21 protein-coding genes, 1 tRNA gene, 1 other RNA gene and 1 pseudogene are annotated in these 25,051 nt (G+C 72.5%); 7 read left to right on the top strand and 17 right to left on the bottom strand.

The window, feature by feature from the left end; genetic code table 11:
• Positions 1-48: 48 nt before the first annotated feature.
• From secF to ABD652_RS06300, 12 genes are all read right to left on the bottom strand, one after another.
• The gene (secF, locus tag ABD652_RS06355; RefSeq protein ID WP_344719363.1) at positions 49-1,236 is read right to left on the bottom strand and encodes a protein translocase subunit SecF; all 1,188 of its coding nucleotides are present in this window, start codon (positions 1,234-1,236) and stop codon (positions 49-51) included.
• Positions 1,236-3,230, bottom strand: a complete 1,995-nt coding sequence (secD, locus tag ABD652_RS06350) for a protein translocase subunit SecD (protein ID WP_344719361.1) — start codon at positions 3,228-3,230, stop codon at positions 1,236-1,238. Before secD ends, secF begins: the two co-directional genes overlap by 1 nt.
• A 118-nt stretch (positions 3,231-3,348) precedes the next feature.
• A complete protein-coding gene (locus ABD652_RS06345) occupies positions 3,349-3,723 on the bottom strand; it encodes a preprotein translocase subunit YajC (RefSeq protein ID WP_344719359.1) in 375 nt (124 codons plus the stop codon).
• A gap of 156 nt (positions 3,724-3,879) precedes the next feature.
• On the bottom strand, positions 3,880-4,959 hold the full coding sequence (gene ruvB / locus ABD652_RS06340; protein WP_344719445.1) for a Holliday junction branch migration DNA helicase RuvB: 1,080 nt from the start codon (positions 4,957-4,959) through the stop codon (positions 3,880-3,882).
• Between the two features lie 71 nt (positions 4,960-5,030).
• Positions 5,031-5,675, bottom strand: coding sequence for a Holliday junction branch migration protein RuvA (gene ruvA, locus ABD652_RS06335; protein ID WP_344719356.1), 645 nt, complete (start codon positions 5,673-5,675; stop codon positions 5,031-5,033).
• An 87-nt stretch (positions 5,676-5,762) separates the two neighbouring features.
• Complete coding sequence (gene ruvC, locus ABD652_RS06330; RefSeq protein ID WP_344719354.1) at positions 5,763-6,479, bottom strand: crossover junction endodeoxyribonuclease RuvC; 717 nt, start codon at positions 6,477-6,479, stop codon at positions 5,763-5,765.
• Positions 6,479-7,237, bottom strand: a complete 759-nt coding sequence (locus ABD652_RS06325; RefSeq protein ID WP_344719352.1) for a YebC/PmpR family DNA-binding transcriptional regulator — start codon at positions 7,235-7,237, stop codon at positions 6,479-6,481. Before ABD652_RS06325 ends, ruvC begins: the two co-directional genes overlap by 1 nt.
• A gap of 224 nt (positions 7,238-7,461) precedes the next feature.
• Positions 7,462-8,073, bottom strand: a complete 612-nt coding sequence (gene pgsA, locus ABD652_RS06320; RefSeq protein ID WP_344719349.1) for a phosphatidylinositol phosphate synthase — start codon at positions 8,071-8,073, stop codon at positions 7,462-7,464.
• Entirely contained in the window at positions 8,073-8,744 is a 672-nt protein-coding gene (locus ABD652_RS06315; protein ID WP_425574550.1) for an HIT family protein, read from the bottom strand. The genes pgsA and ABD652_RS06315 overlap by 1 nt, the downstream gene beginning before the upstream one ends.
• 6 nt (positions 8,745-8,750) lie before the next feature.
• The gene (gene thrS, locus ABD652_RS06310; protein WP_344719440.1) at positions 8,751-10,745 is read right to left on the bottom strand and encodes a threonine--tRNA ligase; all 1,995 of its coding nucleotides are present in this window, start codon (positions 10,743-10,745) and stop codon (positions 8,751-8,753) included.
• A 263-nt stretch (positions 10,746-11,008) separates the two neighbouring features.
• On the bottom strand, positions 11,009-11,935 hold the full coding sequence (locus ABD652_RS06305) for an Fpg/Nei family DNA glycosylase (protein WP_344719347.1): 927 nt from the start codon (positions 11,933-11,935) through the stop codon (positions 11,009-11,011).
• 21 nt (positions 11,936-11,956) lie between these two features.
• Complete coding sequence (locus tag ABD652_RS06300; RefSeq protein ID WP_344719345.1) at positions 11,957-12,430, bottom strand: ribose-5-phosphate isomerase; 474 nt, start codon at positions 12,428-12,430, stop codon at positions 11,957-11,959.
• Between the two features lie 204 nt (positions 12,431-12,634).
• Here ABD652_RS06300 and ABD652_RS06295 point away from each other — a divergent pair.
• Together ABD652_RS06295 and ABD652_RS06290 are read left to right on the top strand one after the other, a co-directional pair.
• A pseudogene (locus ABD652_RS06295) lies at positions 12,635-13,099 on the top strand (OsmC family protein); the annotation flags it as partial.
• Positions 13,100-13,519: 420 nt separating this feature from the next.
• Complete coding sequence (locus tag ABD652_RS06290; RefSeq protein ID WP_425574553.1) at positions 13,520-13,996, top strand: globin; 477 nt, start codon at positions 13,520-13,522, stop codon at positions 13,994-13,996.
• A gap of 114 nt (positions 13,997-14,110) precedes the next feature.
• Here ABD652_RS06290 and ABD652_RS06285 read toward each other — a convergent pair whose 3' ends face one another.
• The gene (locus ABD652_RS06285; protein ID WP_344719342.1) at positions 14,111-14,791 is read right to left on the bottom strand and encodes a DUF8185 domain-containing protein; all 681 of its coding nucleotides are present in this window, start codon (positions 14,789-14,791) and stop codon (positions 14,111-14,113) included.
• A 75-nt stretch (positions 14,792-14,866) separates the two neighbouring features.
• Here ABD652_RS06285 and ABD652_RS06280 point away from each other — a divergent pair, with 75 nt between their 5' ends.
• Positions 14,867-15,901 (top strand): acyl-CoA thioesterase, encoded by a 1,035-nt coding sequence (locus ABD652_RS06280; protein WP_344719340.1) that lies wholly within the window; start codon positions 14,867-14,869, stop codon positions 15,899-15,901.
• Between the two features lie 299 nt (positions 15,902-16,200).
• Entirely contained in the window at positions 16,201-17,670 is a 1,470-nt protein-coding gene (locus ABD652_RS06275) for a glyceraldehyde-3-phosphate dehydrogenase (protein ID WP_344719436.1), read from the top strand.
• A 100-nt stretch (positions 17,671-17,770) separates the two neighbouring features.
• Here the strand turns inward: ABD652_RS06275 and ettA are convergent, their stop codons facing one another.
• Together ettA and ABD652_RS06265 are read right to left on the bottom strand one after the other, a co-directional pair.
• Complete coding sequence (gene ettA, locus ABD652_RS06270) at positions 17,771-19,453, bottom strand: energy-dependent translational throttle protein EttA (protein ID WP_344719337.1); 1,683 nt, start codon at positions 19,451-19,453, stop codon at positions 17,771-17,773.
• Between the two features lie 207 nt (positions 19,454-19,660).
• The gene (locus ABD652_RS06265; protein ID WP_344719335.1) at positions 19,661-20,245 is read right to left on the bottom strand and encodes a single-stranded DNA-binding protein; all 585 of its coding nucleotides are present in this window, start codon (positions 20,243-20,245) and stop codon (positions 19,661-19,663) included.
• Between the two features lie 227 nt (positions 20,246-20,472).
• Here ABD652_RS06265 and ABD652_RS06260 point away from each other — a divergent pair.
• The 3 genes from ABD652_RS06260 to ABD652_RS06250 all read left to right on the top strand — a co-directional run bounded on the left by ABD652_RS06260 (position 20,473) and on the right by ABD652_RS06250 (position 23,475).
• A tRNA-Arg gene (locus ABD652_RS06260) sits at positions 20,473-20,545 on the top strand.
• 10 nt (positions 20,546-20,555) lie between these two features.
• The gene (locus tag ABD652_RS06255) at positions 20,556-22,088 is read left to right on the top strand and encodes a DUF2079 domain-containing protein (protein ID WP_344719434.1); all 1,533 of its coding nucleotides are present in this window, start codon (positions 20,556-20,558) and stop codon (positions 22,086-22,088) included.
• 112 nt (positions 22,089-22,200) lie between these two features.
• Positions 22,201-23,475, top strand: a complete 1,275-nt coding sequence (locus ABD652_RS06250; protein WP_344719333.1) for a glycosyltransferase — start codon at positions 22,201-22,203, stop codon at positions 23,473-23,475.
• 23 nt (positions 23,476-23,498) lie between these two features.
• Here the strand turns inward: ABD652_RS06250 and rnpB are convergent.
• Positions 23,499-23,914: RNase P RNA component class A (rnpB, locus tag ABD652_RS06245), an RNA gene on the bottom strand.
• Between the two features lie 70 nt (positions 23,915-23,984).
• Positions 23,985-24,854, bottom strand: coding sequence for a metal-dependent hydrolase (locus ABD652_RS06240; RefSeq protein ID WP_344719331.1), 870 nt, complete (start codon positions 24,852-24,854; stop codon positions 23,985-23,987).
• Between the last annotated feature and the right edge of the window lie 197 nt (positions 24,855-25,051).

Below are 25,051 nucleotides of genomic sequence, written 5' to 3'. Positions count from 1 at the left end.
CGGATGGTCTTCTCACGTGTGGCCGATTGTACCCCTGACCAGCGCCCCTCAGCGCACGGAGGGGCCGTCGGCGTCGTCCGCGGCGGGCCCGCCGTCGTCTTCGCGCGGCTCCTCGGAGCCCTCGGTCCCGGTGATGACGATCTCCAGCTCCGGCTCCTCGTCGTCCTCCTCCGGCTCCGGCTCCGGCAGCGGCGGGAACGACGTCACGCGCCCGTCGGCGTCCAGCGGGGTGCCCGAGGAGGTGACCCGGCCGATCTCGCGCTCCTCGCGCAGCGCCAGCACCTCGCGGGTGTGGGCGACGACGTCGGCATCCCGGCCGCGCATCCAGCCGTAGAGCGGCGCCTGCACGAAGAGCGTGGCGACCGTGCCGACGATGATGCCGACGAAGAGCGCCAGGGCGATGTCGCGCAGCGTGCCGGCGCCGAGCAGCCAGGCGCCGATGAACAGGATCGAGCCGACCGGCAGGATGCCCACCACCGAGGTGTTCAGCGAGCGGACCAGCGTCTGGTTCACCGCCAGGTTCACCCGTTCGCCGAAGGTCTGGTCCTTCTGGTCGAAGAGCCCGCGGACGTTCTCGCGGACCTTGTCGAAGACGACCATGGTGTCGTACAGCGCGTAGGACAGGATGGTCAGGAACCCGATGATCGCACTCGGGGTGACCTCGAACCCGGTGGCCGAATAGATGCCGGCCGTGGTGGCGACGACGAAGCCCAGTCCGACGATCGCGGCCACCGACATCTTCCAGGTGCGGAAGTACAGCGCCATGTAGAGCGTGACCATGATCAGGAAGATCGCCAGGCCCAGCAGCATCTGCTCGGAGACGTGCTCGCCCCAGGAGGGCCCGATGTAGTTCGAGGTCACCTGGTCCGAGCTCGCCGAGTAGGCCTCCTGCAGGGCGTCGGCGGCCTCGAGCGTCTGCTCGTCGTCGAGCTGGGCGGTGCGCACCTGGATCGTCCCCGGGGCGATGTTGGTGACCACGACCTCCTCGTCGGTCACCGGCTCCATCGCCTCCTCGCCGGGGGCGACGTCGGTGTTCGAGATGTCGGAGATGGTGAACTCCGAGCCGCCGGTGAACTCGATGCCCAGGTTGAAGCCGCCGCGGGCCAGCGGCACCGTCGCCGAGGCGAGCACCAGCAGCGCGGCGATGAGGAACCACAGCCGCGACCGCTGGATGAACGGATGCGACCGTTCGCCGGTGTAGAGCTGGTTGCCGACAGTGGCGAATCGCGCGGCCATCAGCGCTCCTCCTCTTCCTCGCCGGCAGTCGGAGACCGTCCGGCTCGTCTGCGGCGCAGCCGCCGCCGTTCGGCGATGGTCAGCGCGGACCAGTCCACCTCGTCCTCGACGTCCTCGGCATCGTCGGAGCCGCCGGCGTCCTCGGCGTCTCCGGTCCGGGCCGGCTCAGGGCCGGCGGAGGGCTCCGAGGCCTCGGTCCGCGTCCCGGCGGCACGCTCGGCGTCGCCGGCGTCGGCCTCCTCGTCCGGACGCGCCGAGGCGCCGACCGGCACCGGAGCCGGCGCATCCTCCGGCATGGTCGCCGCCCGCGGAGTGCGCGGCGTGCTGCGGAAACGGCCCGCGCCGCGGTAGAGCACCTCGACGCCGAGCTCGTCCGCCGACAGCCCGGAGAAGCGTCGTCCGGCGGCGAAGAAGCGTCGTCGGGCCAGCAGCTGCATCAGCGGGTGGGTGAAGAGGAAGACCAGGATCACGTCGATCAGCGCGGTCAGGCCCAGCGTGAAGGCGAAGCCGCGGACGTTGCCCACGGCCACCAGATAGAGCACGACGGCGGCGATGAGGTTGACCGCCTTCGAGGCCAGGATCGTCCGCCGGGCACGCTCCCAGCCGGACTCCACCGAGCCGGCCAGCGAACGTCCTTCGCGCAGCTCGTCCTTGATGCGTTCGAAGTAGACGATGAACGAGTCAGCGGTCAGACCGATCGAGACGATCAGTCCGGAGATGCCGGCCAGCGAGAGCCGGTAGCCTTCGGCCCAGCCCAGCAGCGCGATCGCCCACCAGGTCAGCACTCCGGCGACCACCAGCGAGGAGATGGTGACCAGGCCCAGGGCCCGGTACTGGACCAGCGCGTAGCCGGCCACCAGCACCAGGCCGATGATGCCGGCGATGAGCCCGTAGCGCAGCTGGTCGGCGCCCAGGGTGGCCGAGATCTGCTGCTCGGACTCGATGGAGAAGCTGATCGGCAGCGAGCCGTAGCGCAGCTGCTCGGAGAGGCTCTCCGCCTCGTCCTCGGTGAAGCTGCCGCTGATCTCGGCGTTGCCGTCGGTGATCACCGCATTCGAGCCGGGGGCCGAGACCACCTGACCGTCGAGGACGATGGCGAACTGGTTGCGCGCCCCCTCCAGCCCGGTGAGCCGCTGGGTGACCTGGTGGAAGTCCTCGGCGCCGGCTCCGTCGAAGCTGAGGTTGACCACCCAGCCGCCGGTGGTGTTGCCCTGCGGGCCGCGTTCCATCCCGTAGCTCGCGTCGTCGAGGTTCGTGCCGGAGACCTCCTGCGGGCCGAGCAGATAGGTGCGTCCGGTCTTCGGGTCGCAGCTGATCAGCGGCTCGTCGTCGGCGATCTCGGTGCGCTCCTCGACGCTGAGGTCGCGGGAGCAGGAGTGGTTCTCGAAGCGGGCGGCCAGCTCCGGAGTGACCCAGTTCGGGTCCGAGGCGTTCTCCGGCTCGGCGTCGGGCTCCTCGAAGTCCGAAGGCTGAGCCTCCTGGTCGGAGTCCTGGGACTCGGACTGGGCGACCTGCGCCTCGAGGCTGGCGCGCTGGTCCTCGGTGAGGACGCTGTCGTCCTCGTCGTCCTCGTCGAGCAGCTGCTGCATGTGCTCGGGGTCCGTGCCGGTCTGCAGCACCGGCCGGAACTGCATGTCGGCCGAGGCCTGGATGAGCTCGCGGGTCTCCGCGTCCGGGGTGCCCGGCATGCTGACCACCACGTTCTGGTCGCCCTGCGTGGCGATCTCGGCCTCGGAGACGCCGCTGCCGTCGACGCGCTGGCGGATGATCTCCACCGCCTGCTCGAGCTGCTCGTCGTCGAGCTGCTCATCGCCCTCGGTATGGGGCGAGAGCACCATCTGCGTGCCGCCCGAGAGGTCCAGGGCCAGCAGCGGCTCCCACTGCGCCTTGCCCTGGGTGGCGCCGTAGGTGAGCAGACCGCCCATCCCGAGGACGAGCACCAGCAGTCCGATCAGGGCGGCGCGTGCCCGCGTCGCCGGTGTGCTTCTGGCCATGTGGCTCGGTCAACCTTCCGCGTCACGAGGGAGTGGAATGCGGGGCGCGGCGGGATCCCGCCCGCACACGCACCACGGCCCGCGGCGGCGTCGCCGGCGGGCCGTGGTCAGGCGAGGATCAGCTGTGGTCCTCGTCGGTGCTCTGCCCGTCGGCGGCCTCGGGCGACGGCGCCGGGGTGAGCACGTGCTGGACGGCGGCCAGCTGCACGTCCACCCGGTCTCCGGAGCTGAACTCGAGGCTCACGCGCTGCCGCTCCTCGTCGCGGAGGACCACCGTGCCGACCATGCCGCCGGCCGTGGCCACCTCCGCGCCGACCACTGCGCCGCTGACCGCCGCCGCCTGGGCGTCCTTCATCTTCTTTCCGCGGCGGAAGGTGAGGATCATGAAGATCGCCAGGATGGCGATCATGATCAGGATGAAGGGGTCGAAGCCTCCCGCGCCGCCGTCGCCGCCGGCGGCGAGGATCTGGGTCGAGGTCGTCAGTGCGTTCACAGGTTCGGGCCAATCTGTCGAGGGGTCGTCTCGGTCCGGGCACCGCCCGGACGCTCCGGGCCGGGTATGCGAACCGGTCCGGTCAGGCCGCCGAGGCGCTCCCCGAGGCGGGGAGGATCATCGGCCGGGGCCTCTGCCATTCAACCGACGAGACTATCAGCCCTCGGTGGTCGGACCCGGGGAGCCGGCCGAACGTCCGCTGTGCGCGGACGACGGCGAGGCCGGCGGCGACGAGGCCGTGGACCCGGCCCCGCCGAGCGGCGCCCCCTGCTCCGGCGGCTCGAGACCCAGGTGCCGCCAGGCGGCCTCGGTGGCCACCCGGCCGCGGGGTGTGCGGGCCAGCAGCCCTTCGCGGACCAGGTAGGGCTCGGCGACGGTCTCCACCGTCTCGGTCTCCTCGCCGACCAGGATGGCCAGCGTCGACAGGCCGACGGGCCCGCCGCGGAAGGTCGAGCAGAGAGCCTCGAGCACGGCCCGGTCCAGCCGGTCGAGGCCGCGTCGGTCGACTTCGTAGGTGTCCAGCGCCTCGGCGGCCGCGTCGTCGTCGACCAGGTCGACCTCGTGCACCAGCGCCCAGTCGCGCACCCGCCGCAGCAGCCGATTGGTCACCCGGGGCGTGCCCCGGGAGCGCGAGGCGATCTCGGCGAAGCCGGCGTCGGTGGCCTGCACCTGCAGCAGCTCCGCGGAGCGGCGCAGCACATGCTCGAGCTCCCCGACGCCGTAGTACTCCAGGTGGCCGGTGAAGCCGAAGCGGTCGCGCAGCGGACCCGGCAGCAGCCCGGCCCGGGTGGTCGCCCCGACCAGCGTGAACTGCGGCAGCTCCAGCGGGATCGAGGTGGCCCCGGCGCCCTTGCCGACGACGATGTCGACCCGGAAGTCCTCCATCGCCATGTAGAGCATCTCCTCGGCCGGCCGCGCCATCCGGTGGATCTCGTCGACGAAGAGCACCTCCCCCTCGGTCAGCGACGAGAGGATCGCGGCGAGGTCGCCGGAGTGCTGGATCGCCGGCCCGGAGGTCACCCGCAGCGAGGCGTCCATCTCCGCGGCGATGATCATCGCCAGCGTCGTCTTGCCCAGCCCCGGCGGGCCGGAGAGCAGCACGTGGTCGGCCGCCGCGCCGCGCAGCCGCGAGGACTGCAGCACCAGCGACAGCTGATGGCGGACCGTCTGCTGACCGACGAAGTCCCCCAGCGCCTTCGGCCGCAGCGCGGCCTCCATGGCCTTCTCCTCCGCCATCGGCGCGGCGTCGACGACCTCGCGCGACGGGTCCCGCCCCTCCGTCGACGGCAGGGGCTGCTCCTCGGCGCTCATCGCGTCGGACCTCCCAGGCTGCGCAGCGTCTGCCGGAGCACCTCGGAGACGGCGGCCTCGGCGAGCTCGGGCCGGGCCTGCAGCTCCTTCTCCACCGCCGTGCGGGCGTCCTTCTCGGTCCAGCCGAGCGAGGTCAGCGCCTCGCGCACCTGCTCCCGGACCTGCTCGCCGGCGGCCTCGGCGCCGTCGGAGTCGCCCGCGGAGTCGCCGGCGGCAGAGGGCTCCTCCGCGGGCTGCTCGATGACCAGCTTGCCGGCCAGCTCCAGCAGGATCCGCTGGGCGGTCTTCTTCCCGATGCCCGGCACGCGGGTGAAGGCCGCCGTGTCGGACTCGGCGATGGCCGTGCGCACCTCGGCCGGGGTGTGCACGCTCAGCACCGCCAGCGCGAGCCGCGGGCCCACTCCGGAGATGGAGAGCAGGCTGGTGAAGATCTCCCGCTCGCCGGCCTCGGCGAAGCCGAAGAGCAGCGGGGCGTCGTCCTGGCGCGGCACGAAGCTGGTCAGCAGACGGGTCTCGGAGCCGGCCCGCAGCTCGGTCAGCGTCTGCGGGGTCGCGCTCACCTCGAGCCCGAAGCCCGAGACCTCGACCACGGCATGGTCGAGTCCCACCTGCAGCACCTCGCCGCGGATCGAAGAGATCATCGTCCACCATTCCTCGGAGACCATCGGACGGACATCATTCGCAGATGTCTTCGAACAGCCTACCGTCGCCGAGCGGATCGTCGCGGGTCAACGCGCCCGACGGCCCCGGGACACGCCGGGAGCTCCCGGCGAGGAGCGGCCGTCCGCGGCGCGCCGCTCGGCCTCGGCCCAGGCCCGCTGCGCCGGGGTGGCCTCGCGCGGCTGCCGCGCGGCGGCCTGCTGGGCGGCCGTCCGCGCCCCCTGGTGGGTCCGGGTGCCGGCGGACATGTCGTGCCGGGTGCCGACCCCGGAGCGCCAGGCGTGGCAGATGGCCACGGCATAGGCGTCGGTGGCGTCGACCGGCTTCGGCAGCTCGTCCAGCCGCAGGATCCGCTGGACCATGCGGGCGACGGCGTCCTTGGCCGCCGCGCCGTCGTCGGTCACCGCCGCCTTGACCTCCGAGGGCGTGTGCCAGGCGACGGGGATGCCTCGGGCTGCCGCGGCGGCGATGACCACGCCCGAGGCCTGGGCGGTGCCCACCACGGTCGGGGCGTTGTTCTGCGCGAAGACCCGCTCGATGGCGAGCACGTCGGGGGCGTGGACGTCGAGCAGCCGCTCGGCGGCGCGCTGGATCGCCAGGATCCGCTCGGCCAGATCCTGTTCCGAGCGCGTGCCGGCGACCTCGACGGCCACGGAGGCGCCGGTGCGGTCCGGGCGCATCTCCACCACGGCGAAGCCGCAGCGGGTCAGCCCCGGATCGACGCCGAGGATGCGCTGGGCGACCAGCGATCCGGCGGCGGTCCCGCGCACCGGCGCGGCGCTCATCAGCTCTCGGCGTCGAGCGCGGCCATCGTCTCCGCGCTCAGATCGGCGTTGGTGTGGATGTTCTGCACGTCGTCGACGTCCTCCAGGACGTCGTAGATGCGCAGGAACTTCTTCGCCGCGGCCAGGTCGAGGTCCACTGAAACGTCGGAGACGAAGGCGACGTCATCGTTGTCGTGCTCGATGCCGGCCTCGCGCAGCGCGCCGACGACGTCGCTGAGGTCCTGCGGCTCGCAGCGGATGTCGAAGGTCTCGTCGTTCTCGATGACGTCGTCCACGCCGGCCTCCAGGACCGCGGCGAGCACGTCGTCCTCGGACATCCCGTTCTTCGGCAGCGTGACGATGCCGCGCCGCTGGAACATATAGGCCACCGAGCCGGGGTCGGCCATCGTGCCTCCGGCGCGGTTGACGGCCGTGCGCACCTCGGAGGCCGCCCGGTTGCGGTTGTCGGTGAGGCACTCGACCATCAGTGCCGAGCCCTGCGGGCCGCGGACCTCGTAGAGGATCTCCTCGTACTCCACCGCATCGCCGGTCAGTCCGGCGCCGCGCTTGATCGCGCGGTCGATGTTGTCGTTCGGCACCGAGTTCTTCTTGGCCTTCTGGACCGCCGTCTCCAGCGCCGGGTTGCCGTCGGTGTCGGGGCCTCCGCTGCGCGCGGCCACCTCGATCTGCTTGGTGTAGCGCGCGTTGATCTTGGCCCGCTTGGCATCGACCGCCGCCTTGCGGTGCTTGGTGTTGGCCCATTTGGAGTGGCCGGCCATAGTTCTCCGTTCTCGACGAGGTGGAAGACAGGTCCGCGCCGGAGTGCGGCGCGTGCCGGGCGGGCGCACCGTGGCCGGTGCCGCGCCGCACCGGGCGCGCTCCCCGGCGTCGAGTCTGTCCTCCAGCCTACCGTCGTCGGCGAGTCGATGCCGAAGCGCGCGCCGCGACGGCGCCGACCGGACGGGATCCGCTCCGGGATCCGCTCCCGCTCCGGCCTGCGCGGTCAGTCGCGCTCCGCGGCCTGGGAGCGCACGGCGAGGATCCGCTGGAGGACGGTGGCCGCCGAGGCGGCGGCCAGCACGCACAGCACCACCAGCAGCACGGTGGAGGGCAGTCCCAGTCCGGTGAACCCGGTGAAGACCAGCGTGACCACCAGCCGCTCGGTGCGCTCGGCAAGGCCGACGTCGGCGGTGAAGCCCAGCGCCTCCGCCTTCGCCCGCACGTAGGAGACCAGATGGCCCAGCACCAGGCAGGCGCCGGCGGCGACGCCGATGCCCGGCTCGCCGCCGACGGTGAACGCCCAGATCAGCAGGCCCAGGAAGATCGATCCGTCCTGCAGGCGGTCCAGCGTCGAGTCCAGGAAGCCGCCCAGCACCGAGGCGCTGTCGGTGCTGCGCGCCAGCAGCCCGTCCAGCAGGTCGGAGAAGACGAACACCGTGATGACCACAGTGCCCCAGAACAGCTGATCCAGCGGATAGAAGATCAGCGCGCCCAGGCACACCCCGGCGGTGCCGATCAGCGTGACCATGTTCGGGGTGACGCCCAGCCGGTGCAGCTGCTCCGCGACCGGGCCGAAGACCCGGGCGGCGGTGCCCCGGGCGCGGCGCGAGATCATCAGCGCGGTCGCCCGTCGTCGGCGGACGCGTCGTCGCCCGCCGGCCCGGCGGCGAGGGTCTCCTCCGCCTGCTCCCAGGCGTCGCGGATCATCGCGTGGGTCTCCCCCAGCGTCTGCGCCATGTTCTTGGTGCGGGCGATGATCGGCAGGAAGTTGCCGTCGCCGCCCCAGCGCGGGACCACATGCTGGTGCAGATGCGCCGAGATCCCGGCGCCGCCGACCTTGCCCTGGTTGATGCCCAGGTTGAATCCGCCCGGCTCGGCCGTCGCCCGCAGCGCGGTCATCGCCACCTGGGCCAGTCGGGTGAACTCCACCGTCTCCTCGGGGGTCAGGTCGGTCAGGTCCGCCACATGCCGGTAGGGGCAGATGAGCAGATGCCCGGGGTTGTACGGGTACAGGTTGAGCAGCACGTAGCAGCTCCGGCCGCGGTGGACGATCAGCGCCTGCTCGTCCGCGCGCCGCGGCCCCTCGCAGAAGGGACAGTCCGCGGCCGAGGACACCTGGTCCTGGCCGCGCTGCATATAGGCGATCCGGTGGGGATTCCAGAGCCGCTCGAAGCCGTCGGGCACGCCGGCGGGGGTGAAGTCGTCCTCACCACCGCCGACGTCCTCGACGGCGTCGGCGGCGTCGCCGTCGTCCGCGCTCCCCTCAGTCTGCCGCTGGCTGGTCACCGCCGTTCAGACCTCCCGCTGCTCGATCGTGGTCACGATGCGCTCGATCGCCTCCTCGACCGGCACCTGGTTCTCCTGCTCGCCGTCACGGAAGCGGAAGGAGACGGCGTCGGCGTCGTGGTCGTCGCCGCCGGCGATGAGCACGAACGGCACCTTGTCCTTCGAGGCGGTGCGGATCTTCTTCGGGAAGCGCTCGGTGCCGTCGTCGAGCTCGGCGCGGACTCCGCGGGTCTTCAGCCGCTTCACGATCTCGGCCAGGTAGTCGTTGAACGGCTCGGCCACCGGCAGCGCGCGGACCTGGACCGGCGCCAGCCAGGCCGGGAAGGCGCCGGCGTAGTGCTCGACGAGCACGCCGAGGAAGCGCTCGATGGAGCCGAACTTCGCCGAGTGGATCATCACCGGCTCCTGACGGGTGCCGTCGGCGGCCTGGTACTCCAGGCCGAAGCGCGCCGGCTGGTTGAAGTCGTACTGGATCGTCGACATCTGCCACGTCCGGCCCAGCGCGTCGCGGGCCTGCACCGAGATCTTCGGCCCGTAGTAGGCCGCTCCCCCGGGGTCCGGGACGAGCTCGAGGCCGGTGTCCTCGGCCACGCGGCGCAGCACCTCGGTGGCCTCGGCCCACTGCTCGTCGGTGCCGATGAACTTGTCCGACCCCTCCTCGCGGGTGGACAGCTCCAGGTAGAAGTCGTCGAGGCCGAAGTCGCGCAGCAGCGAGAGCACGAAGCCCAGCAGGTGCTCGACCTCCGCCGGAGCCTGCTCGCGGGTGACATAGGAGTGCGAGTCGTCCTGGGTCATGCCGCGCACGCGGGTCAGCCCGTGCACCACGCCGGACTGCTCGTAGCGATAGACCGAGCCGAACTCGAACATGCGCAGCGGCAGCTCGCGGTAGGAGCGACCGCGCGAGCGGTAGATCAGGTTGTGCATCGGGCAGTTCATCGCCTTCAGGCGGTACTCCTGCCCCTCCTTGGTGACGGTGCCCTCGGCGTCGCGCTCCTCGTCGACATGCAGCGGCGGGAACATCGAGTCCGCGTAGTACGGCAGGTGGCCCGAGGTGTGGAAGAGCACGTCCTTGGAGATGTGCGGGGTGCCGACGTACTCGAAGCCCTCCTCGATGTGCCGGCGGCGGACGTAGTCCTCCATCTCCCGCTTGATGATCCCGCCCTTGGGGTGGAACACCGGCAGACCCGAGCCCAGCTCGTCGGGGAAGGAGAACAGGTCCAGCTCGACGCCGAGGCGGCGGTGGTCGCGCCGCTCGGCCTCGGCCAGCCGCTCCTTGTAGGCCGTCAGGTCCTCCTTGGTCGGCCACGCGGTGCCGTAGAGGCGCTGCAGCTGCTGGTTGTTCTGGTCGCCGCGCCAGTAGGCGGCGGCCGAGCGCATCACGGAGAAGGCGTTGGCGATGAGCTTGGTGTGCGGCAGGTGCGGCCCGCGGCAGAGGTCGGCCCAGACGCGCTCGCCGTTCCGGTCGACGTTGTGGTAGATCGTGATCTCGCCGCCGCCGACCTCGACGCCGGCACCCTCGGCGGCCTCGTCGGCGTCGTCGCCGGCGCCCAGCAGCTCGAGCTTATAGGGCTCGGCGGCCATGGCCCGCTTCGCCTCCTCCTCGGAGACGACCTCGCGCTCGAAGCGCTGGCCCTGGTTGATGATCTTCTGCATCGCCTTCTCGATCTTCTTCAGATCCTCCGGCGTGAAGGGCTCGGCGACGTCGAAGTCGAAGTAGAAGCCGTCGGTCACATAGGGTCCGATCCCCAGGGTGGAGCCGGGGAAGAGCTGCTGGACCGCCTGGGCCATGACGTGCGCGGCGGAGTGGCGCAGCACGTTCAGTCCGTCCTGCTCGGTGATGTCCACCGGCTCGACGGCGGCGCCGGCGGGGATCTCACGGGAGAGGTCCTGCAGCTCGCCGCCCACCCGCATGACCACTGTGGTCTTCTGACCCGCGAACAGCGCGGCGCCGGTGGTGCCCGCCTCGACGCTGGTCTCCTCCCCGGAGACGGTGATGGTCATGCTCTCGGACCCGGCGTGCTGCGACGCGGGGCTGGCGGACACGTTCTCGGACACTTGGAACGGTTCTCCTCACGGTTCGACCGATGCTGGCGTTTCTCCCCCTGGGGCGGCGGGCCGCGCGGCGCGACGGCCGACGCCGGCGACAGCGGCCGCGGACGGCGCGCACGGGGGACGCCGACGATTCTACGGGACGCGCCGTCGGCATGCGTCCTCGAGGCCCTCCGTCCGGCGCTTGTCCGGCGGCGCGTCTGCGGCGCAGCGGCTCATCCCTGGCAGCCGGGGCACCAGTACAGCGAGCGCCCCTGCAGCTCGCGGACCGCCAGCACCGTCCCGCAGCGCAGACACGGGCTGCCCTGGTGCTGGTAGACCCAGTGGCGCCGGGCGGGGTCGTGGCGCGAGGCGTCCTCGGGCCGCAGCGTGCGGATGACGCCCTCGGCGACGCCGTCGCGCAGCTGGGCGCCCAGGCGCCGCCAGAGTGCGGCCACCGACTCCGCGGAGAGCTCGGCGGCCGGCAGACTCGGGTCCAGCCGTTCCAGGAAGAGCGACTCGGCCCGATAGATGTTGCCCACTCCGGCGACGATCGACTGGTCCATCAGCGCCTGGGCGATCGGGATCCTCCGGCGGGCGAGCCGGCGGGCGAAGGTCTCGAGGCCCGACGGTCCGGGATCGGGGTCGGCGGCGTGGGCCTGTGCGGCGTCGGGATGGGCGACGTCGGCACGCTCGCGGAGCGGATCCGGGCCCAGCCGGGCGACGACGCGCTCATACTCCGGCACGCTGAGCACCGCGCAGGTGGCCGGTCCGCGCAGGTCGGCCCAGCCGTGCTCGGTGCGGAGCCGGGCGCGCACCGCCCCGCGCGGCGGCTCGGGGACGACCCAGCCGTCCTCGTCGCGGCGCACCGTCGGGGGCTCGAGCCGGGCCCGCGGGGCGCCCAGCGTCGGGGCGCCGGCGAAGTGCTCGTCGCCGCGGAAGCTGACGGCTCCGTAGAGCCCGAGGTGGACCTGCCAGATGTCGGGGCCCAGATGGACGAAGAGCTGCTTGCCCCAGGCCTCGGCGCGCTGCGGGACGCGGTCGTCGAGCCGCCCCGCCCCGGCGGCGAAGCGCCCCTGGGGCGAGCTGACGCGCCAGCGCCGTCCGACGAAGAGGTCCTCGATCTGGGCGGCGAGGCGGTGGAGGGTGTGACCTTCAGGCATGCGGCGGGCGGGTCGGGGCGATCAGTCCAGGATCTCGCCGGTGCGCTCGTAGTGGGCGATCTTGCCGAGGCGCCGGGCATGGCGATCCTCCCCGCTCCAGGCGGCGCCCAGGAAGGCCTCGACGATCGCGGCGGCCTCCTGCAGGGTGTGCTGGCGGCCGCCCAGGCCGACGACGTTGGCGTCGTTGTGCTCGCGCGCCAGACGGGCGGTCTCCACGTTCCAGGCCAGCGCCGCGCGGATGCCGCGGACCTTGTTGGCGGTGATCTGCTCGCCGTTGCCGGAGCCGCCGAGCACGATGCCCAGCGCCTCCCGCCCCTCGGCCTGCTCGGCGGCCACCGCCTCGGCGGCGCGGAAGCAGTAGGCCGGGTAGTCGTCCTCGGCGTCGTAGACCGCGGGGCCGTGGTCGACCATCTCGTAGCCCCGATCCGCCAGATGCGTCACCAGATGGGCGGAGAGCTCCATGCCGGCGTGGTCGGTGGCGATGTGGACGCGCATGTCAGATGAGTTCCTCTCGGAGCCGGGATTCGGACCACTGACATCCTATGCGCACCCCGGCCCCGCCGCCGCGTCCCCGGCCGCCGCCCGTTCTCCGGAGCGTCCGGTCCCTGCGAGTCGTCACCGACGCCGGTCTCGGCGGTATCGTGGGCCCACCCCCGACGACGGTCCGCGGCCGTCGCACGACCCCGCCACGAGGAGAGCATGGACATCCAGCAGCACACGTTCGCCGTGGAGGTCAGCTGGTCGGATCCGGCCGGCACCGCCGACCCGCGCGGCTACACCCGGGAGCACGCCGTGCGCGCAGTGCTCGGGCCCCGCGACGTCGAGCGCGGACTGCGCGCCCCCGAGCCGCTGACCGGCTCGGCGGCCCGCGCCTTCCACGGCGACGCCGAGCAGTGGAATCCCGAGCAGCTGCTGCTCGCCGCGCTGGCCCAGTGTCATGCCCTGTCATATCTGCACGCCGCGGCCGAGGCCTCGCTGGTCGTCACCGCGCTGACCGTCACCGGCTCGGCGGAGCTGCGCATGGAGCCCGGCGGCGGAGGGCGGGTCACCGGGGCGGTGCTGCGCCCGGCCGTGGAGCTGGCCGACGCATCCCGCCGCGCCGAGGCCGACGCGCTGCACGCCGTCGCCGCCGAACGCTGCGTGATCGCCCGCAGCGTCGACTTCCCGGTCACCCATGAGCCGGTGACGCCGGCGTCGCAGGCCTCGCGGCGGCCGGCCGCGTCGACGACGCAAACGGGCTCAGCATCGGGCACAGCATCGAGCACGGCATCGAGCACGGCCGACGACCAGCAGCTGCCGACCTTCTCCCGCCGCCTGGGCGCGCCGATCGCCACGCTGGCCCCGGTCGGCAAGCCGCCGTCGCAGGTCACCGGCCTGCCCGCGCGCGGCCAGGACGAGGAGGCCCGGCGCCGCGGCGCCGAGCACGACCAGCAGACGCGACAGGATGGAGCACCCATGGCCGACGACGACCGTCGCGACGACGCGCAGGAGGCCGAGGCCGCCCCGGGCCCGTCGGGCACGACCGGCGGGCCGGGACCCTCCGGCCCGTCGGGTTCGTCCGGTTCCTCCGGATCCTCCGCCGACCTGGGGTACCTCCCGCCGCCCGGCGGCGGGTCCGGCCCGCAGCCGATCCGCCCGACCGCGCCGTCGCGCTCGGCGGAACCGGCCTCCGGGGCGACCCCCGGCGGCGAGCAGCAGTCGTTCTACGAGGCCGTCGGCGGGCACGAGACCTTCGCCCGCATCGTCGAGGTCTTCTACGAGCAGGTGGCCGAGGATCCGGACTTCCGTGCGCTCTATCCCGAGGAGGATCTGGAGCCGGCCAAGCGGCGGCTGCTGATGTTCCTCGAGCAGTACTGGGGCGGGCCGCGGACCTACCAGGAGGAGCGCGGCCACCCGCGGCTGCGGATGCGCCACATGCCGTTCCAGGTGGATGCCTGGGCGCGCGACACCTGGCTGCGCTATATGCGCCGCGCCGTCGACGCCGTCGAGCTCTCGCCGCTGCACGACGAGATCCTCTGGGACTATCTCTCCCGGGCGGCGCACTCGATGGTCAACAGCTGAGCCGAGACGCCTCCGGGCCCGGCGGCACCCTGCCGGCCCCCGACTGCCGGCCCCCGGCTGCCGGAGCCTGGCTGACGGGCTCTGCCTGACAAGCCCGGACGGACCCGGCCGGGCTCAGAGCCCGCCGGAGGTCCGGCAGAGCACGAAGCCGCCGGCCGAGGACAGCCGCACCCAGCGGCCCAGCCGGTGGACCACAGTGGTGCCGCCGGCGCCGCGGGCGGTCAGGAAGCCCAGCGCATGGGAGCCGAAGGCCGCCCCGGCGGGGATCTCGACTTCGGCGACGGCGTCCTGCGCGCCGGGCTCCATGCCCCGGCCCCAGACGCGCTCGCGGACCTGCTCGACGACGGCCGCGCCGGCGGTGTCGGGGACGACGTCGGTGATCTCGGAGACGCCGGACTCGGCGGCGTCGCGGACGGTGTCGTCGGAGAGCGTGCCGGCCGGCTCCCACCCCGAGCGCGGCGGGGTCACCGCCGCCCAGGGCACTGTCATCCGGCTCGGCGGCAGGGGCAGCTCGACGTCGGCCGGATCGAGGCGGGCGATCCGCTCGGTGACGGCGTTGAGCTCGACGGTGACGTCGGCCTCCGAGGTCTCGGCCAGCGCCATGGTCCGCAGCCCCAGCACCGCCGGCAGCCGGCCGACCAGCGAACTGGGCGTCATCACCGGCACCCAGGCGGCCAGCACCGACCCCACCGCCTGCAGGCGGATCCCCTGCTCCTGGATGCGGCGGGCGCGGCCCACATAGGTCGACAGGTCCTGCAGGGAGACGGCTTCGGCGAATCGCAGCGCTTCGGTCATAGGATTGATTCTGTCATCCCCGCCCGCACCCTGGCCCGCCGAGGCCCCGATGAGACCCCTCCGGAAGGACGTCGCATGCCCTCCCCCCGCTATCAGGTCCCCTCGCCCGACGAGGCCGTCGCCCAGCTGGTGGGGATGCTGGACCTGGAGGAGCTCGAGCCGCTCTCCGGTCCGCGCGGCTCCGAGGACCGCTTCCTCGGTCCGGTCTTCGACCAGGCGTTCTGGCGCGTCTTCGGCGGTCAGGTCGTCTCGCAGGCGGCGATCGCGGCGATGCGCACCGTCGACCCGGAGCGGGTGATCCACTCGGTCCACGGATACTTCCTGCGACCCGGCGATGCGACCCAGCCGATCGAGATCGCCGTGGAGCGGCTGCGCGACGGCGGCTCCTTCTCCGCCCGGCGCAGCCAGGCCTACCAGGGCGGCAAGCCGATCCTGTCGATGATCGCCTCCTTCCAGCGCCCCTCGCCCGGGCCCTCGCACCAGCGGGAGATGCCCGCCCACATCCCGGATCCGGATCAGCTGCCGACGCCCGACGAGCTGGTCGGCCACGTCGACCATCCGGTCATGCAGGAGTGGGCCCGCGGCCGCCCCTTCGAGATCCGCCATGTCGACCGCCCCGTCTATCTGGAGGCCGACCGGACCCCGCGGGCGGCGAACGCAGTGTGGATGCGGGCGCGGGCCCCGTTGCCCGACGACCGCCGGCTGCACCGGGCGGCGATCCTCTACGCCTCCGACTACACGCTCCTCGAGCCCATCCTGCGCCGCCACGGGCTCTATTGGGCCAAGCCCGGGATCAAAGTCGCATCGCTGGACCACGCGATGTGGTGGCATCGCGAGGCCCGCGCCGACGAATGGCTGCTCTACGTCCAGCAGAGCCCCAGCGCGCAGAGCGCCCGGGGGTTGGCGACCGGCTCCATCTACAACCGCGACGGCGCGCTGGTCGCCTCCGTCGCCCAGGAGGGCATGGTGCGCCGTCCGCAGGGGCTGAAGCCCCGTGTCCGCGAGCGGCTGCAGCGGTCGATGACCCGCAGCTCGGCGGTCCAGCGCAGTCTGGAGCAGCAGTACGGCCCGATCTGGGACGCCCGCGCCGCCCACGAGCCGCTGCAGTGAGCGCGGCCGGTCCCGGGCACCGCGGGGCCGGCCGCTCCCCCGCGGTCCCGACACATCCGACGCGCCGTGCACTCGTCGCCCTCCCGTCGCCCTAGACTGGTCCCCGGCGATGGTGCCGATGCTTCTCCGTCCGTCTGCGGCCCTGCCGCGAGCCGGCCGGGACGAGTCTGCCCGCGCCGACGCCGCGGCGGCTCGACGGCGAGCCGCCGGCACCGCGGACGGGCCCTCCGTCCGCGACGCACCGGGCGGCGACCGCCGCCCCTGACTCCGACAATGACGTCGTGCAGGAAGGACGAACTGTGCTCGACCGCGCAGATGAGCATCTTCGACGCTGGCAGCAGCGCGAATCCACGGCCGAAGAGATGATCCCGCTGATCGGCCGCCTCTACCGGGACAACAACGTCGTCACCAGCATCTACGGACGGCGGCTGGTCAATCAGTCCGCAGTGGACATCCTCCGCGCCCACCGATTCGCCCGGCAGGTCGACGAGACCGAGCTGCCGATGGAGCAGACGCTGCCGCTGATGCAGGCGCTGACCCGGTTGGATCTGGGGGCGGCCCGCCTCGACATCGCCCGGCTCAACGCCCGCTTCCAGGCCTCCGGCCGCGAGGACCTGGAGCAGTTCCTCCGCGAGGAGCTCGACGAGCTGATCGGCCGGGGCGGCCAGGGACGCGCCGCGCCGCAGGACGTCGTCCTCTACGGCTTCGGTCGCATCGGCCGGCTGATCGCGCGGATCCTCATCGGGCGGGCCTCCTCGGCCTCCGGGCTGCGACTGCGGGCCATCGTGGTGCGGAAGGGCTCGGAGGACGACCTCGCCAAGCGCGCCTCGCTGCTGCGCCGCGACTCGGTGCACGGGCCCTTCGACGGCTCGATCCGGCTCGACGAGGAGCGCGGGGCGATCATCGCCAACGGCACCTGGATCCAGGTCATCCACGCCGAGGACCCCGCCGACGTCGACTACACCGCCCACGGCATCGAGGATGCGGTGGTCATCGACAACACCGGCCGGTGGCGCGACGAGGAGAACCTCAGCCGGCATCTGCAGTCCCCCGGCGCCTCCCGCGTGGTGCTCACCGCTCCGGGCAAGGGGTCGCTGAAGAACATCGTCTACGGCGTCAACCACGATCAGATCGACGACGAGGACCGGATCCTCTCGGCGGCCTCCTGCACCACGAATGCGATCACGCCGATCGCGGCCGTGATGCACGATCGTTTCGGCATCGACCACGGCCATGTCGAGACGGTGCACTCCTACACCAACGACCAGCACCTGATCGACAACTTCCACCGCGGCGAGCGTCGCGGCCGCTCGGCGGCGCTGAACATGGTGCTCACCGAGACCGGCGCGGCGAAGGCCGTGGCCAAGGCGCTGCCGGAGCTCTCCGGGAAGCTGTCCGGCAATGCGATCCGGGTGCCCACCCCGGACGTGTCCATGGCGATCCTGAACCTGGAGCTCGACGAGAGCCCCGGATCGGCCGAGGAGCTGAACCGGCTGCTGCGCCGCGAGTCGCTGGAGGGCACGATGCATCGGCAGATCGACTACATCGACTCCGCCGAGGTCGTCTCCTCCGATCTGGTGGGCTCGCGGGCCGCCGGCGTCGTCGACGGGCTGGCGACCATCGTCAACGGCGACCAGGCCATCCTCTACGTCTGGTACGACAACGAGTTCGGCTACTCCTCGCAGGTCGTCCGGGTGGTCGAGCACATGACCGGCTCGATCCCGGAGAAGTACCCGGCCGTCGAGCAGCTCGAGGGCGTCGGCGCCTGATCACCGGGCGCGGCGCAGGCCGTGGTCCTCCGCAGAGACGGCTCGGGCCCCGCCGACCATCGTGATGGTCGGCGGGGCCCGAGCTGTCGGTGCCGGAGCCTCAGCCGCGGGTGAGCTTGCGGTGGGTGACCCGGTGCGGCCGGGCCGCGTCGGCGCCGAGCCGGTCGATCTTGTTCTCCTCGTAGGCCTCGAAGTTGCCCTCGAACCAGTACCAGTTCGCCGGATCCTCCTCCGTGCCCTCCCAGGCCAGGATGTGGGTGGCGACGCGGTCGAGGAACCAGCGGTCGTGGGAGACGACCACGGCACATCCGGGGAACTCCAGCAGCGCGTTCTCCAGCGAGCCCAGCGTCTCGACGTCGAGGTCGTTGGTCGGCTCGTCGAGCAGCAGCAGGTTCCCGCCCTGCTGCAGGGTGAGCGCCAGGTTCAGCCGGTTGCGCTCACCGCCGGAGAGGACTCCGGCCTTCTTCTGCTGGTCCGGCCCCTTGAAGCCGAAGGCCGCGACGTAGGCGCGGGAGGGCATCTCCACGTTGCCGACCTGGATGAAGTCGTGCCCGCCGGAGACGACCTCCCAGAGGCTCTTCTCCGGATCGATGCCGCCGCGCGACTGGTCGATGTAGGAGGTCTTCACCGACTCGCCGACGGTCATCCTGCCGCCGTCGAGCTCCTCCTGGCCGATGATCGTCTTGAACAGCGTGGACTTGCCGACGCCGTTGGGGCCGATGACGCCGACGATGCCGTTGCGCGGCAGGGAGAAGGACAGTCCGTCGACCAGGATCCGGTCCCCGAAGCCCTTCTGCAGGTTCTCGGCCTCGATGACCTGGGTGCCCAGCCGCGGGCCCGGCGGGATCTGGATCTCCTCGAAGTCGAGCTTCTTGGTGCGCTCGGCCTCGGCGGCCATCTCCTCGTAGCGGGCCAGACGAGCCTTGGACTTGGTCTGCTTGCCCTTGGCGTTCGAGCGGACCCACTCGAGCTCCTCGCTGAGGCGCTTGGCGAGCTTGGCGTCCTTCTTGCCCTGGACCTCCATGCGCGCGCGCTTCTTGTCCAGGTAGGTGGAGTAGTTGCCCTCGTAGGGGTAGAGCCGGCCGCGGTCGACCTCGCAGATCCACTCGGCGACGTGGTCCAGGAAGTAGCGGTCGTGGGTGACGGCCAGCACGGCGCCCTCGTAGTCGGCCAGGTGCTGCTCGAGCCACAGCACCGACTCGGCGTCGAGATGGTTGGTCGGCTCGTCGAGCAGCAGCAGGTCCGGCTTGGAGAGCAGCAGCTTGCACAGCGCCACACGGCGCCGCTCACCGCCGGAGAGCACCGTTACGTCGGCGTCGCCGGGCGGGCAGCGCAGCGCGTCCATGGCCTGCTCCAGCTGGGAGTCGAGGTCCCAGGCGTTGGCGGCGTCGATCTCGCCCTGGAGCGTGCCCATCTCCTCCAGCAGGGCCTCGAAGTCGGCGTCCGGATCGGCCATCTGCGCCGAGATCTCGTTGTAGCGCTGCAGCTTCTCGAAGATCTCGCCGACGCCCTCCTGGACGTTGCCCAGGACGGTCTTCTCCTCGTTCAGCGGCGGCTCCTGCCGCAGGATGCCCACCGAATACCCCGGGGACAGGCGAGCCTCACCGTTGGACGGCTGGTCCAGTCCCGCCATGATCTTCAGGATCGTGGACTTTCCGGCCCCGTTGGGACCGACGACGCCGATCTTCGCTCCGGGGTAGAACGACATCGTGACATCGTCGAGGATGAGCTTGTCGCCCACCTTCTTGCGGGCTTTGACCATGGTGTAAATGAACTCTGCCATGCCCCCAGGCTAGTCGGCCCGACCCGGCTGCGGCGAACGCCGCACCGGCTCGCCGGCTCGGGCCGACCGGCCGGGCGTGCTCCAGGCGTGCTCCGGGCATGCTCCGGGCATGTTCCGGAGCCCGCTCCGCCGGCGTCGGCGACTCCGTGCGACGACGATGCGGCGCCCCACGACGCCCCACGACGCCCGCGCACGAGCGGCGGACGCTCAGAACGGGGCCGGCTCCCGCTCTCCCGCAGGTGCGGCGTCCCAGGCCGAGGCCGCCGCGGAGTCGCCGGATGCTCCCTCGGCGCCGGGCCCGCCGGCGGACGCCGCCTCCTCCCCGCCGGACTCTGCGCCGCCGTCGGGCCCTGCCGGCCCCTCGCTCGGGCCTTCGCCCGGTCCTTCGCTCGGTGCCCGATCGGCGCCGCCCCGGGCGCCCTCGCCGGGCCCGGTGCCCAGCCGGACGAAGGATCCGGTGCCGAAGGTCAGGTCATGGCCCACCCCGTCGGCGTCGATGTCCACTGCGGTGCCGCGCTGGCCGTGCTCGTTCTCCCAGCGGCGGACCTTGAGTCTGCCGGTGACCACGACGGGATCGCCCTTGCCGAGCGTGGCATGGGCGTTCTGCGCCAGCGAGCGGAAGCAGGCGACGCTGTACCAGTTGGTCTCCCCGTCCACCCACGTCTGACGCTCGCGGTCGAAGCGGCGCGGCGTCGAGGCCAGCCGGAAGGTCGCGATCGGCAGTCCGCGGTCTGTGGTGACCAGGCGGACGTCTCCGCCCAGGAAGCCGCGCACAGTGATGGTCTCAGTCATGATGGTGCTCCGTCCTCCACGGCCCGTTGCCCGTCTCGGGCCGATCGACGCCGGGCCGTGGTCGTCGCGTCGACCGTGCGGCCAGTCTGCTCGGCGCGGCATGCCTCCGGGAGTCGGGAGCGGGCGCCTGTGGAGACGACGGCGTGTCGCGCATCCGGCGACGTCGCCTGTGCAGGAGCCGAGCCGGTAGACTGTGGCGTCGAGCCGTCGCCCGCGACGGCCCGCCCGCCTCGGTAGCTCAGGGGATAGAGCAGCGGCCTTCTAATCCGCCGGTCGGGGGTTCGAATCCCTCCCGAGGCACTTGACGCGTGTGCAGAGGATCCAGCTGACGGCCGCGATGGCGGCGGCCTCCGTGCTGTACCTGGTCCATTCCCTGCTGCGCTACGCGACCTTCTCCGCCAAGGGATTCGACCTGGGCATCTTCGACCAGGCGGTGCGGCAGTACGCGCTGTTCAAGGCACCCATCGTGCCGATCAAGGGCGAGGACTTCCATCTGCTGGGCGACCACTTCCACCCGGTGCTGGTGGTGCTGGCGCCGCTGTACTGGATCTGGGACGACCCGCGCATGCTCAACATCGCGCTGATCCTCCTGCTCGCCTCGGCGGCGCTGCCCACCTACCTGGTCGCCCGCGGCTGGTTCGGGCATCGCACCGGGATGGTCGCCGTGGGCGCGCTGCTGCTGGGCTGGCCGTTCCAGGCCATCGTGAACTGGGACTTCCACGAGATCGCCGTCGGGGTGCCGCTGATCGCCTGGATCATCTGGGCGACGGAGCGCGGCCGGATCCGGCTGACCGTCGGCCTCTCGGCCGCGCTGCTGCTGGTCCGCGAGGACATGGGCGTCACCCTGGTCGCGATCGCGCTGGTGCTGCTGCTGCGCCGTCGCTGGACCGCCGCGGCGCTCACCGCGGCCCTCGGCGTCGCCGGCTACTGGTTCGCCACCGACGTGGTCATCCCGCACTTCTCCCCCAGCGGCGACTTCGGCTACTGGGAGTTCACCGCCCTGGGCGCCTCGGCGGGCGCGGCGGTGGTCTTCCTGCTCACCCAGCCCTGGCACGCGGCGACCATCCTGGTCGACCATCCGCTGAAGATCGCGCTGTGGCTGCTGCACTTCGTGCCGCTGTGGCTGCTGCCGCTGGCCTCGCCCTACGCGATCCTCGGCGCCCCGATCCTGCTCTCCCGGCTGTTCAACGACCGGCTCAACGTCTGGTCGCCGGTCTACCAGTACGACGCGATCCTCGCCCCGATCTTCCTGCTGGCCGCACTGGACACCGTCCGCCGCATCCAGGCCGTCCGCGCCCGCCGTGCCCGCCGGACCCGATCGCCGGCGCGGCAGGCCTCGGAGCACGCCGCATCGTCGACCCCAGCGGCGACCACGGCGGCGACCACAGCGCGGAACCGCCGCTGGGGGACCGCCGTGCCGGCCACGGCGCTGGCGGTCTCGGTGGTCGGGACGCTGTTCTTCCCGCAGGTCTTCCCGCTGCAGCGCACGGTGACCGCCTCCTGGTCCTTCGACGAGCGCGTCGCCGCCCATCAGCGCGCAGTGGAGGCCGTCCCGGACGGCGTCTGCGTCGAAGCCGCCGACACGGCCGCGCCGCATCTGGTCGACCGCACCCGCGTGGGGCTGAACGGCACCACCGATGCGAGCCGGCTGAGCTGGCTGATCATCGACGACACCGTCTCCGAACTCGGCGGCAACGATCCGCTCACCCCGGAGGAGGCCTTCGACCGCGCCGATCGCCTGGGCTTCGAGCCGGTCATCTCCGACGACGCCGGCCTCTGGGTGCTCCACCGCGAGGTCGACGACGCCGTGGACGCCTCCTGCGCGGAATACCTCCGCCGCTGAACGCCTTATGCCCTGAGCGGACGGGATGACCGCGACACCGACGAGCCCCTCGGCCGGGCTCCCGCTCCCGACCGTCCGGACCGCCCGACCGCCGCCGAGCCCGGAGGACCCGATGCCCGCCTCCCCCGCCACCGCCTCCCCGCCGCGGGTGGTCATGGTCAGCCTGCACACCCATCCGCTGGATCAGGCGGGCACCGGCGACGCCGGCGGGATGAACGTCTACATCGACGCGCTCTCCCGGGCCCTGCAGGCCTCCGGCCTCGCCGTCGACCTCATCACCACGGCAGTCGCCGGGCGGCACGCCGCCCCCGACTCCCCCGGCGAGGACGACACGCTGGTCACGCTGGGCGACGGGCGCCGACTGCACACCCTGACGGTCCCGCCGCAGGCGCGCGGGACGAAGAACGATCTGGTCGACGCCGTCGACGAGCTCGCCGAGCGGGCGCTGACGAGCCTGGCCGCCGTCGCCGAGCGCGTGGACGTGGTCCACTCGCACTACTGGATCTCCGGGCTGGCCGGGCTGCTGCTGGCCGAGCGGCTCGACGCGCCGCTGGTGCACACCATGCACACGATGGCCGCGGTGAAGCACGAGCGCGATCCCCACGCCGCCGAGGACCCGCGCCGCCACGCCGCCGAGGCCCGGATCGTCGCCGAGGCGCAGGCGGTGACCGCCAACACCGAGGCGGAGGCCGGCGATCTGCGGCGCCTCTTCGACGTCGACGACGCGCGCCTGCAGCCGCTCCGGCCCGGCGTCGACCTCTCCGTCTTCCACCCGCCCCAGGATCCGGATCCGCGCGCCGAGCTCGCGGGGCGGCCGCTGCGGCTGGCCTTCGCCGGCCGGCTGCAGCCGCACAAGGGGCCCCAGGTGGCGATCGAGGCGCTGGGGCTCTTCCACCGCCGCATGCCCGAGGTCCCGGTGGAGCTGACCATCGCCGGCGAGCAGAGCGGGGAATGCCGCGTCGACATCGCCGAGCTGGCCGCACGCCACGGCGTCTCCGAGCTGATCCGTCGACGTCCGCCGCTGCCGCACGGCGAGCTCGCCGAGCTCTTCCGCGCCAGCGACGCAGTGCTGATGCCCTCGTGCAGCGAGTCCTTCGGCCTGGTCGCCCTGGAGGCGATGGCCTGCGGCACCCCGGTGCTCGCCCACGAGGTCGGCGGGCTGAGGGAACTGGTGCACCACCGCCGCACCGGACGGCTCATCGGGAGCCTGGATCCGGACGGCTGGGCCGCGCAGATGCACTGGCTGGTGCTCCACCGCCGGGCCTGGATCCGCTACAGCGCCACCGCCGCGCAGCGCGCCCGCGAGCATTCCTGGGAGGCGACGACGGCGCCGGCCGCCGCCGCGCTCTACGCGCGCCTGGCCGCGGCGCGCGTGCTGTCCGGCTGAGGCGCACGCCGGCGGGGAGAAGGGGGACGGGCCGACCTGTACGCCGGATTCTGTGCCGGCCGGCTCGCGTCGGCGCGACGGCCATCATCCATCTGGGTCGCGTGTCGCCACGCGCCTCGAGCAGTCAACCCGGATGCCTCGGGCGGGCAGCCCTGGTCGCGCATCCTGTTCGACCTTGCTCCGGATGGGGTTTGCCGAGCCGCGGCAGTCACCTGCCGCGCTGGTGGTCTCTTACACCACCGTTTCACCCTTGCCCGGCCGGCGTGAGCCGACCCGGCGGTCTGTTCTCTGTGGCACTGGCCTGCGGGTCTCCCCGAGTGGGCGTTACCCACCATCCTGCCCTGCGGAGTCCGGACGTTCCTCGACGCCGCAGTTATCCGCTCGTCACGTCCTGCGCGACAACGGGGCCTTGCGGCGGCGCGATGGCCCGGTCGACCCGTCCCGGAGGTCCATCGTACGCCAGCGAGCAGCTCTGCGCCGATCCGCCTCCGGAACGGGTGACGGGTCTCTCAGCGAGCCAGCAGCAGACGCACCCCGTCCCCGAGGGCGCCGACCAGCGCCGCGAGCATCCCGACGGCGGCCACGGCGGAGACCGCCACGGCCGCGATCCACTCGCGCGCCGAGCCCGAGCGCCCCAGCAGCGGCAGCGCCATCCGGCCTCCGCTGCTCCACAGCGCCCCGAGCACCGGCAGGCGGCGGAATCCCTTCGGCGGGGTGAGCGCGACCGGCCAGAGCAGGTTGCACCCGCCGTCGGTGAGCATGTCGCCGGCGATGTGCACGGCGGCGCCGAGGCCGACGGCGAGGACGAACCACCAGCTCTGCTCCCCCAGTCCGACGGCGACGAGGCCGCCCAGCAGCAGGCCGAGCAGCCAGGGGGCCTTCCGCGCGGCCTCGGGGAGGAAATGCAGCGTCTTCGCCGCGAAGGAGGCCAGCACCACGGTCATCGCGCCGGCTCCGATCTGCAGGGCCCCGGATTCGACGGGCACGGAGATCCGGGAGAGCAGCCAGGCGACGAGCATGAACGCGCCCACCCCCAGCAGCGAGTGCGTGCCGTTGCGGTGCCCGCCGGAGATCCGGCCGATCACGCGGCAGAGCCATTCCGAGACCGGCGGCAGCGAGTGCGCGATGGAGGCGTTGTGGTGGTCGGCGTCCGGCAGCAGCGCCGCGCCGGCGGCGACGACGGCGCCGGCCAGCACGCCGAGGTCGGTGATGCCGTCGAGCAGCCCGAAGCCCAGCGGCAGCGTCTCCGGCAGCCCCGCGGTCGCGGTCTGGAGCACGGGGATCTCCAGTCCGGCCGGCGGGCGGATCGGCAGCTGATGGTCGGCGGCGATCAGCACCCATCCCGCCGCTCCGCAGGCGGCGTGGTGGGGTCCCATCATGGTCGTGCTCCCGTCGTCGGCGTGTGCGAAGGATCTCGGCCCGTCCTGGGGGACGAGGCGGTCGCGCGCCGCCGTCGTCGGACGCCGCCCGCCGCGACCGTCCATCGCATCATGCAGGGGTGACACGGCCGACGACACGCGCGGGACGAGGGCGGCCGCCGCGACGGCTCCTCCCGGCAGTCCGACGACGCCGGTAC

This window comes from Nesterenkonia halobia, from assembly GCF_039536005.1.
Lineage (GTDB): Bacteria > Actinomycetota > Actinomycetes > Actinomycetales > Micrococcaceae > Nesterenkonia > Nesterenkonia halobia.
Note: the sequence above shows the minus strand (reverse complement) of the source record. Positions and strands in the feature narration are given on the sequence as shown.

Coding starts and splice junctions, on each gene's coding strand:
- ABD652_RS06325 (WP_344719352.1), bottom strand. CDS start 7,237: ATGGCCGGCCACTCCAAATGGGCCAACACCAAGCACCGCAAGGCGGCG.
- ruvC (WP_344719354.1), bottom strand. CDS start 6,479: ATGAGCGCCGCGCCGGTGCGCGGGACCGCCGCCGGATCGCTGGTCGCC.
- ABD652_RS06250 (WP_344719333.1), top strand. CDS start 22,201: ATGCCCGCCTCCCCCGCCACCGCCTCCCCGCCGCGGGTGGTCATGGTC.
- ABD652_RS06280 (WP_344719340.1), top strand. CDS start 14,867: ATGCCCTCCCCCCGCTATCAGGTCCCCTCGCCCGACGAGGCCGTCGCC.
- ruvB (WP_344719445.1), bottom strand. CDS start 4,959: ATGGCGGAGGAGAAGGCCATGGAGGCCGCGCTGCGGCCGAAGGCGCTG.
- ABD652_RS06240 (WP_344719331.1), bottom strand. CDS start 24,854: ATGATGGGACCCCACCACGCCGCCTGCGGAGCGGCGGGATGGGTGCTG.
- ABD652_RS06285 (WP_344719342.1), bottom strand. CDS start 14,791: ATGACCGAAGCGCTGCGATTCGCCGAAGCCGTCTCCCTGCAGGACCTG.
- ABD652_RS06265 (WP_344719335.1), bottom strand. CDS start 20,245: ATGACTGAGACCATCACTGTGCGCGGCTTCCTGGGCGGAGACGTCCGC.
- ettA (WP_344719337.1), bottom strand. CDS start 19,453: ATGGCAGAGTTCATTTACACCATGGTCAAAGCCCGCAAGAAGGTGGGC.
- ABD652_RS06300 (WP_344719345.1), bottom strand. CDS start 12,430: ATGCGCGTCCACATCGCCACCGACCACGCCGGCATGGAGCTCTCCGCC.
- thrS (WP_344719440.1), bottom strand. CDS start 10,745: ATGACCATCACCGTCTCCGGGGAGGAGACCAGCGTCGAGGCGGGCACC.
- pgsA (WP_344719349.1), bottom strand. CDS start 8,073: ATGATCTCGCGCCGCGCCCGGGGCACCGCCGCCCGGGTCTTCGGCCCG.
- ABD652_RS06305 (WP_344719347.1), bottom strand. CDS start 11,935: ATGCCTGAAGGTCACACCCTCCACCGCCTCGCCGCCCAGATCGAGGAC.
- ruvA (WP_344719356.1), bottom strand. CDS start 5,675: ATGATCTCTTCGATCCGCGGCGAGGTGCTGCAGGTGGGACTCGACCAT.
- secF (WP_344719363.1), bottom strand. CDS start 1,236: ATGGCCGCGCGATTCGCCACTGTCGGCAACCAGCTCTACACCGGCGAA.
- secD (WP_344719361.1), bottom strand. CDS start 3,230: ATGGCCAGAAGCACACCGGCGACGCGGGCACGCGCCGCCCTGATCGGA.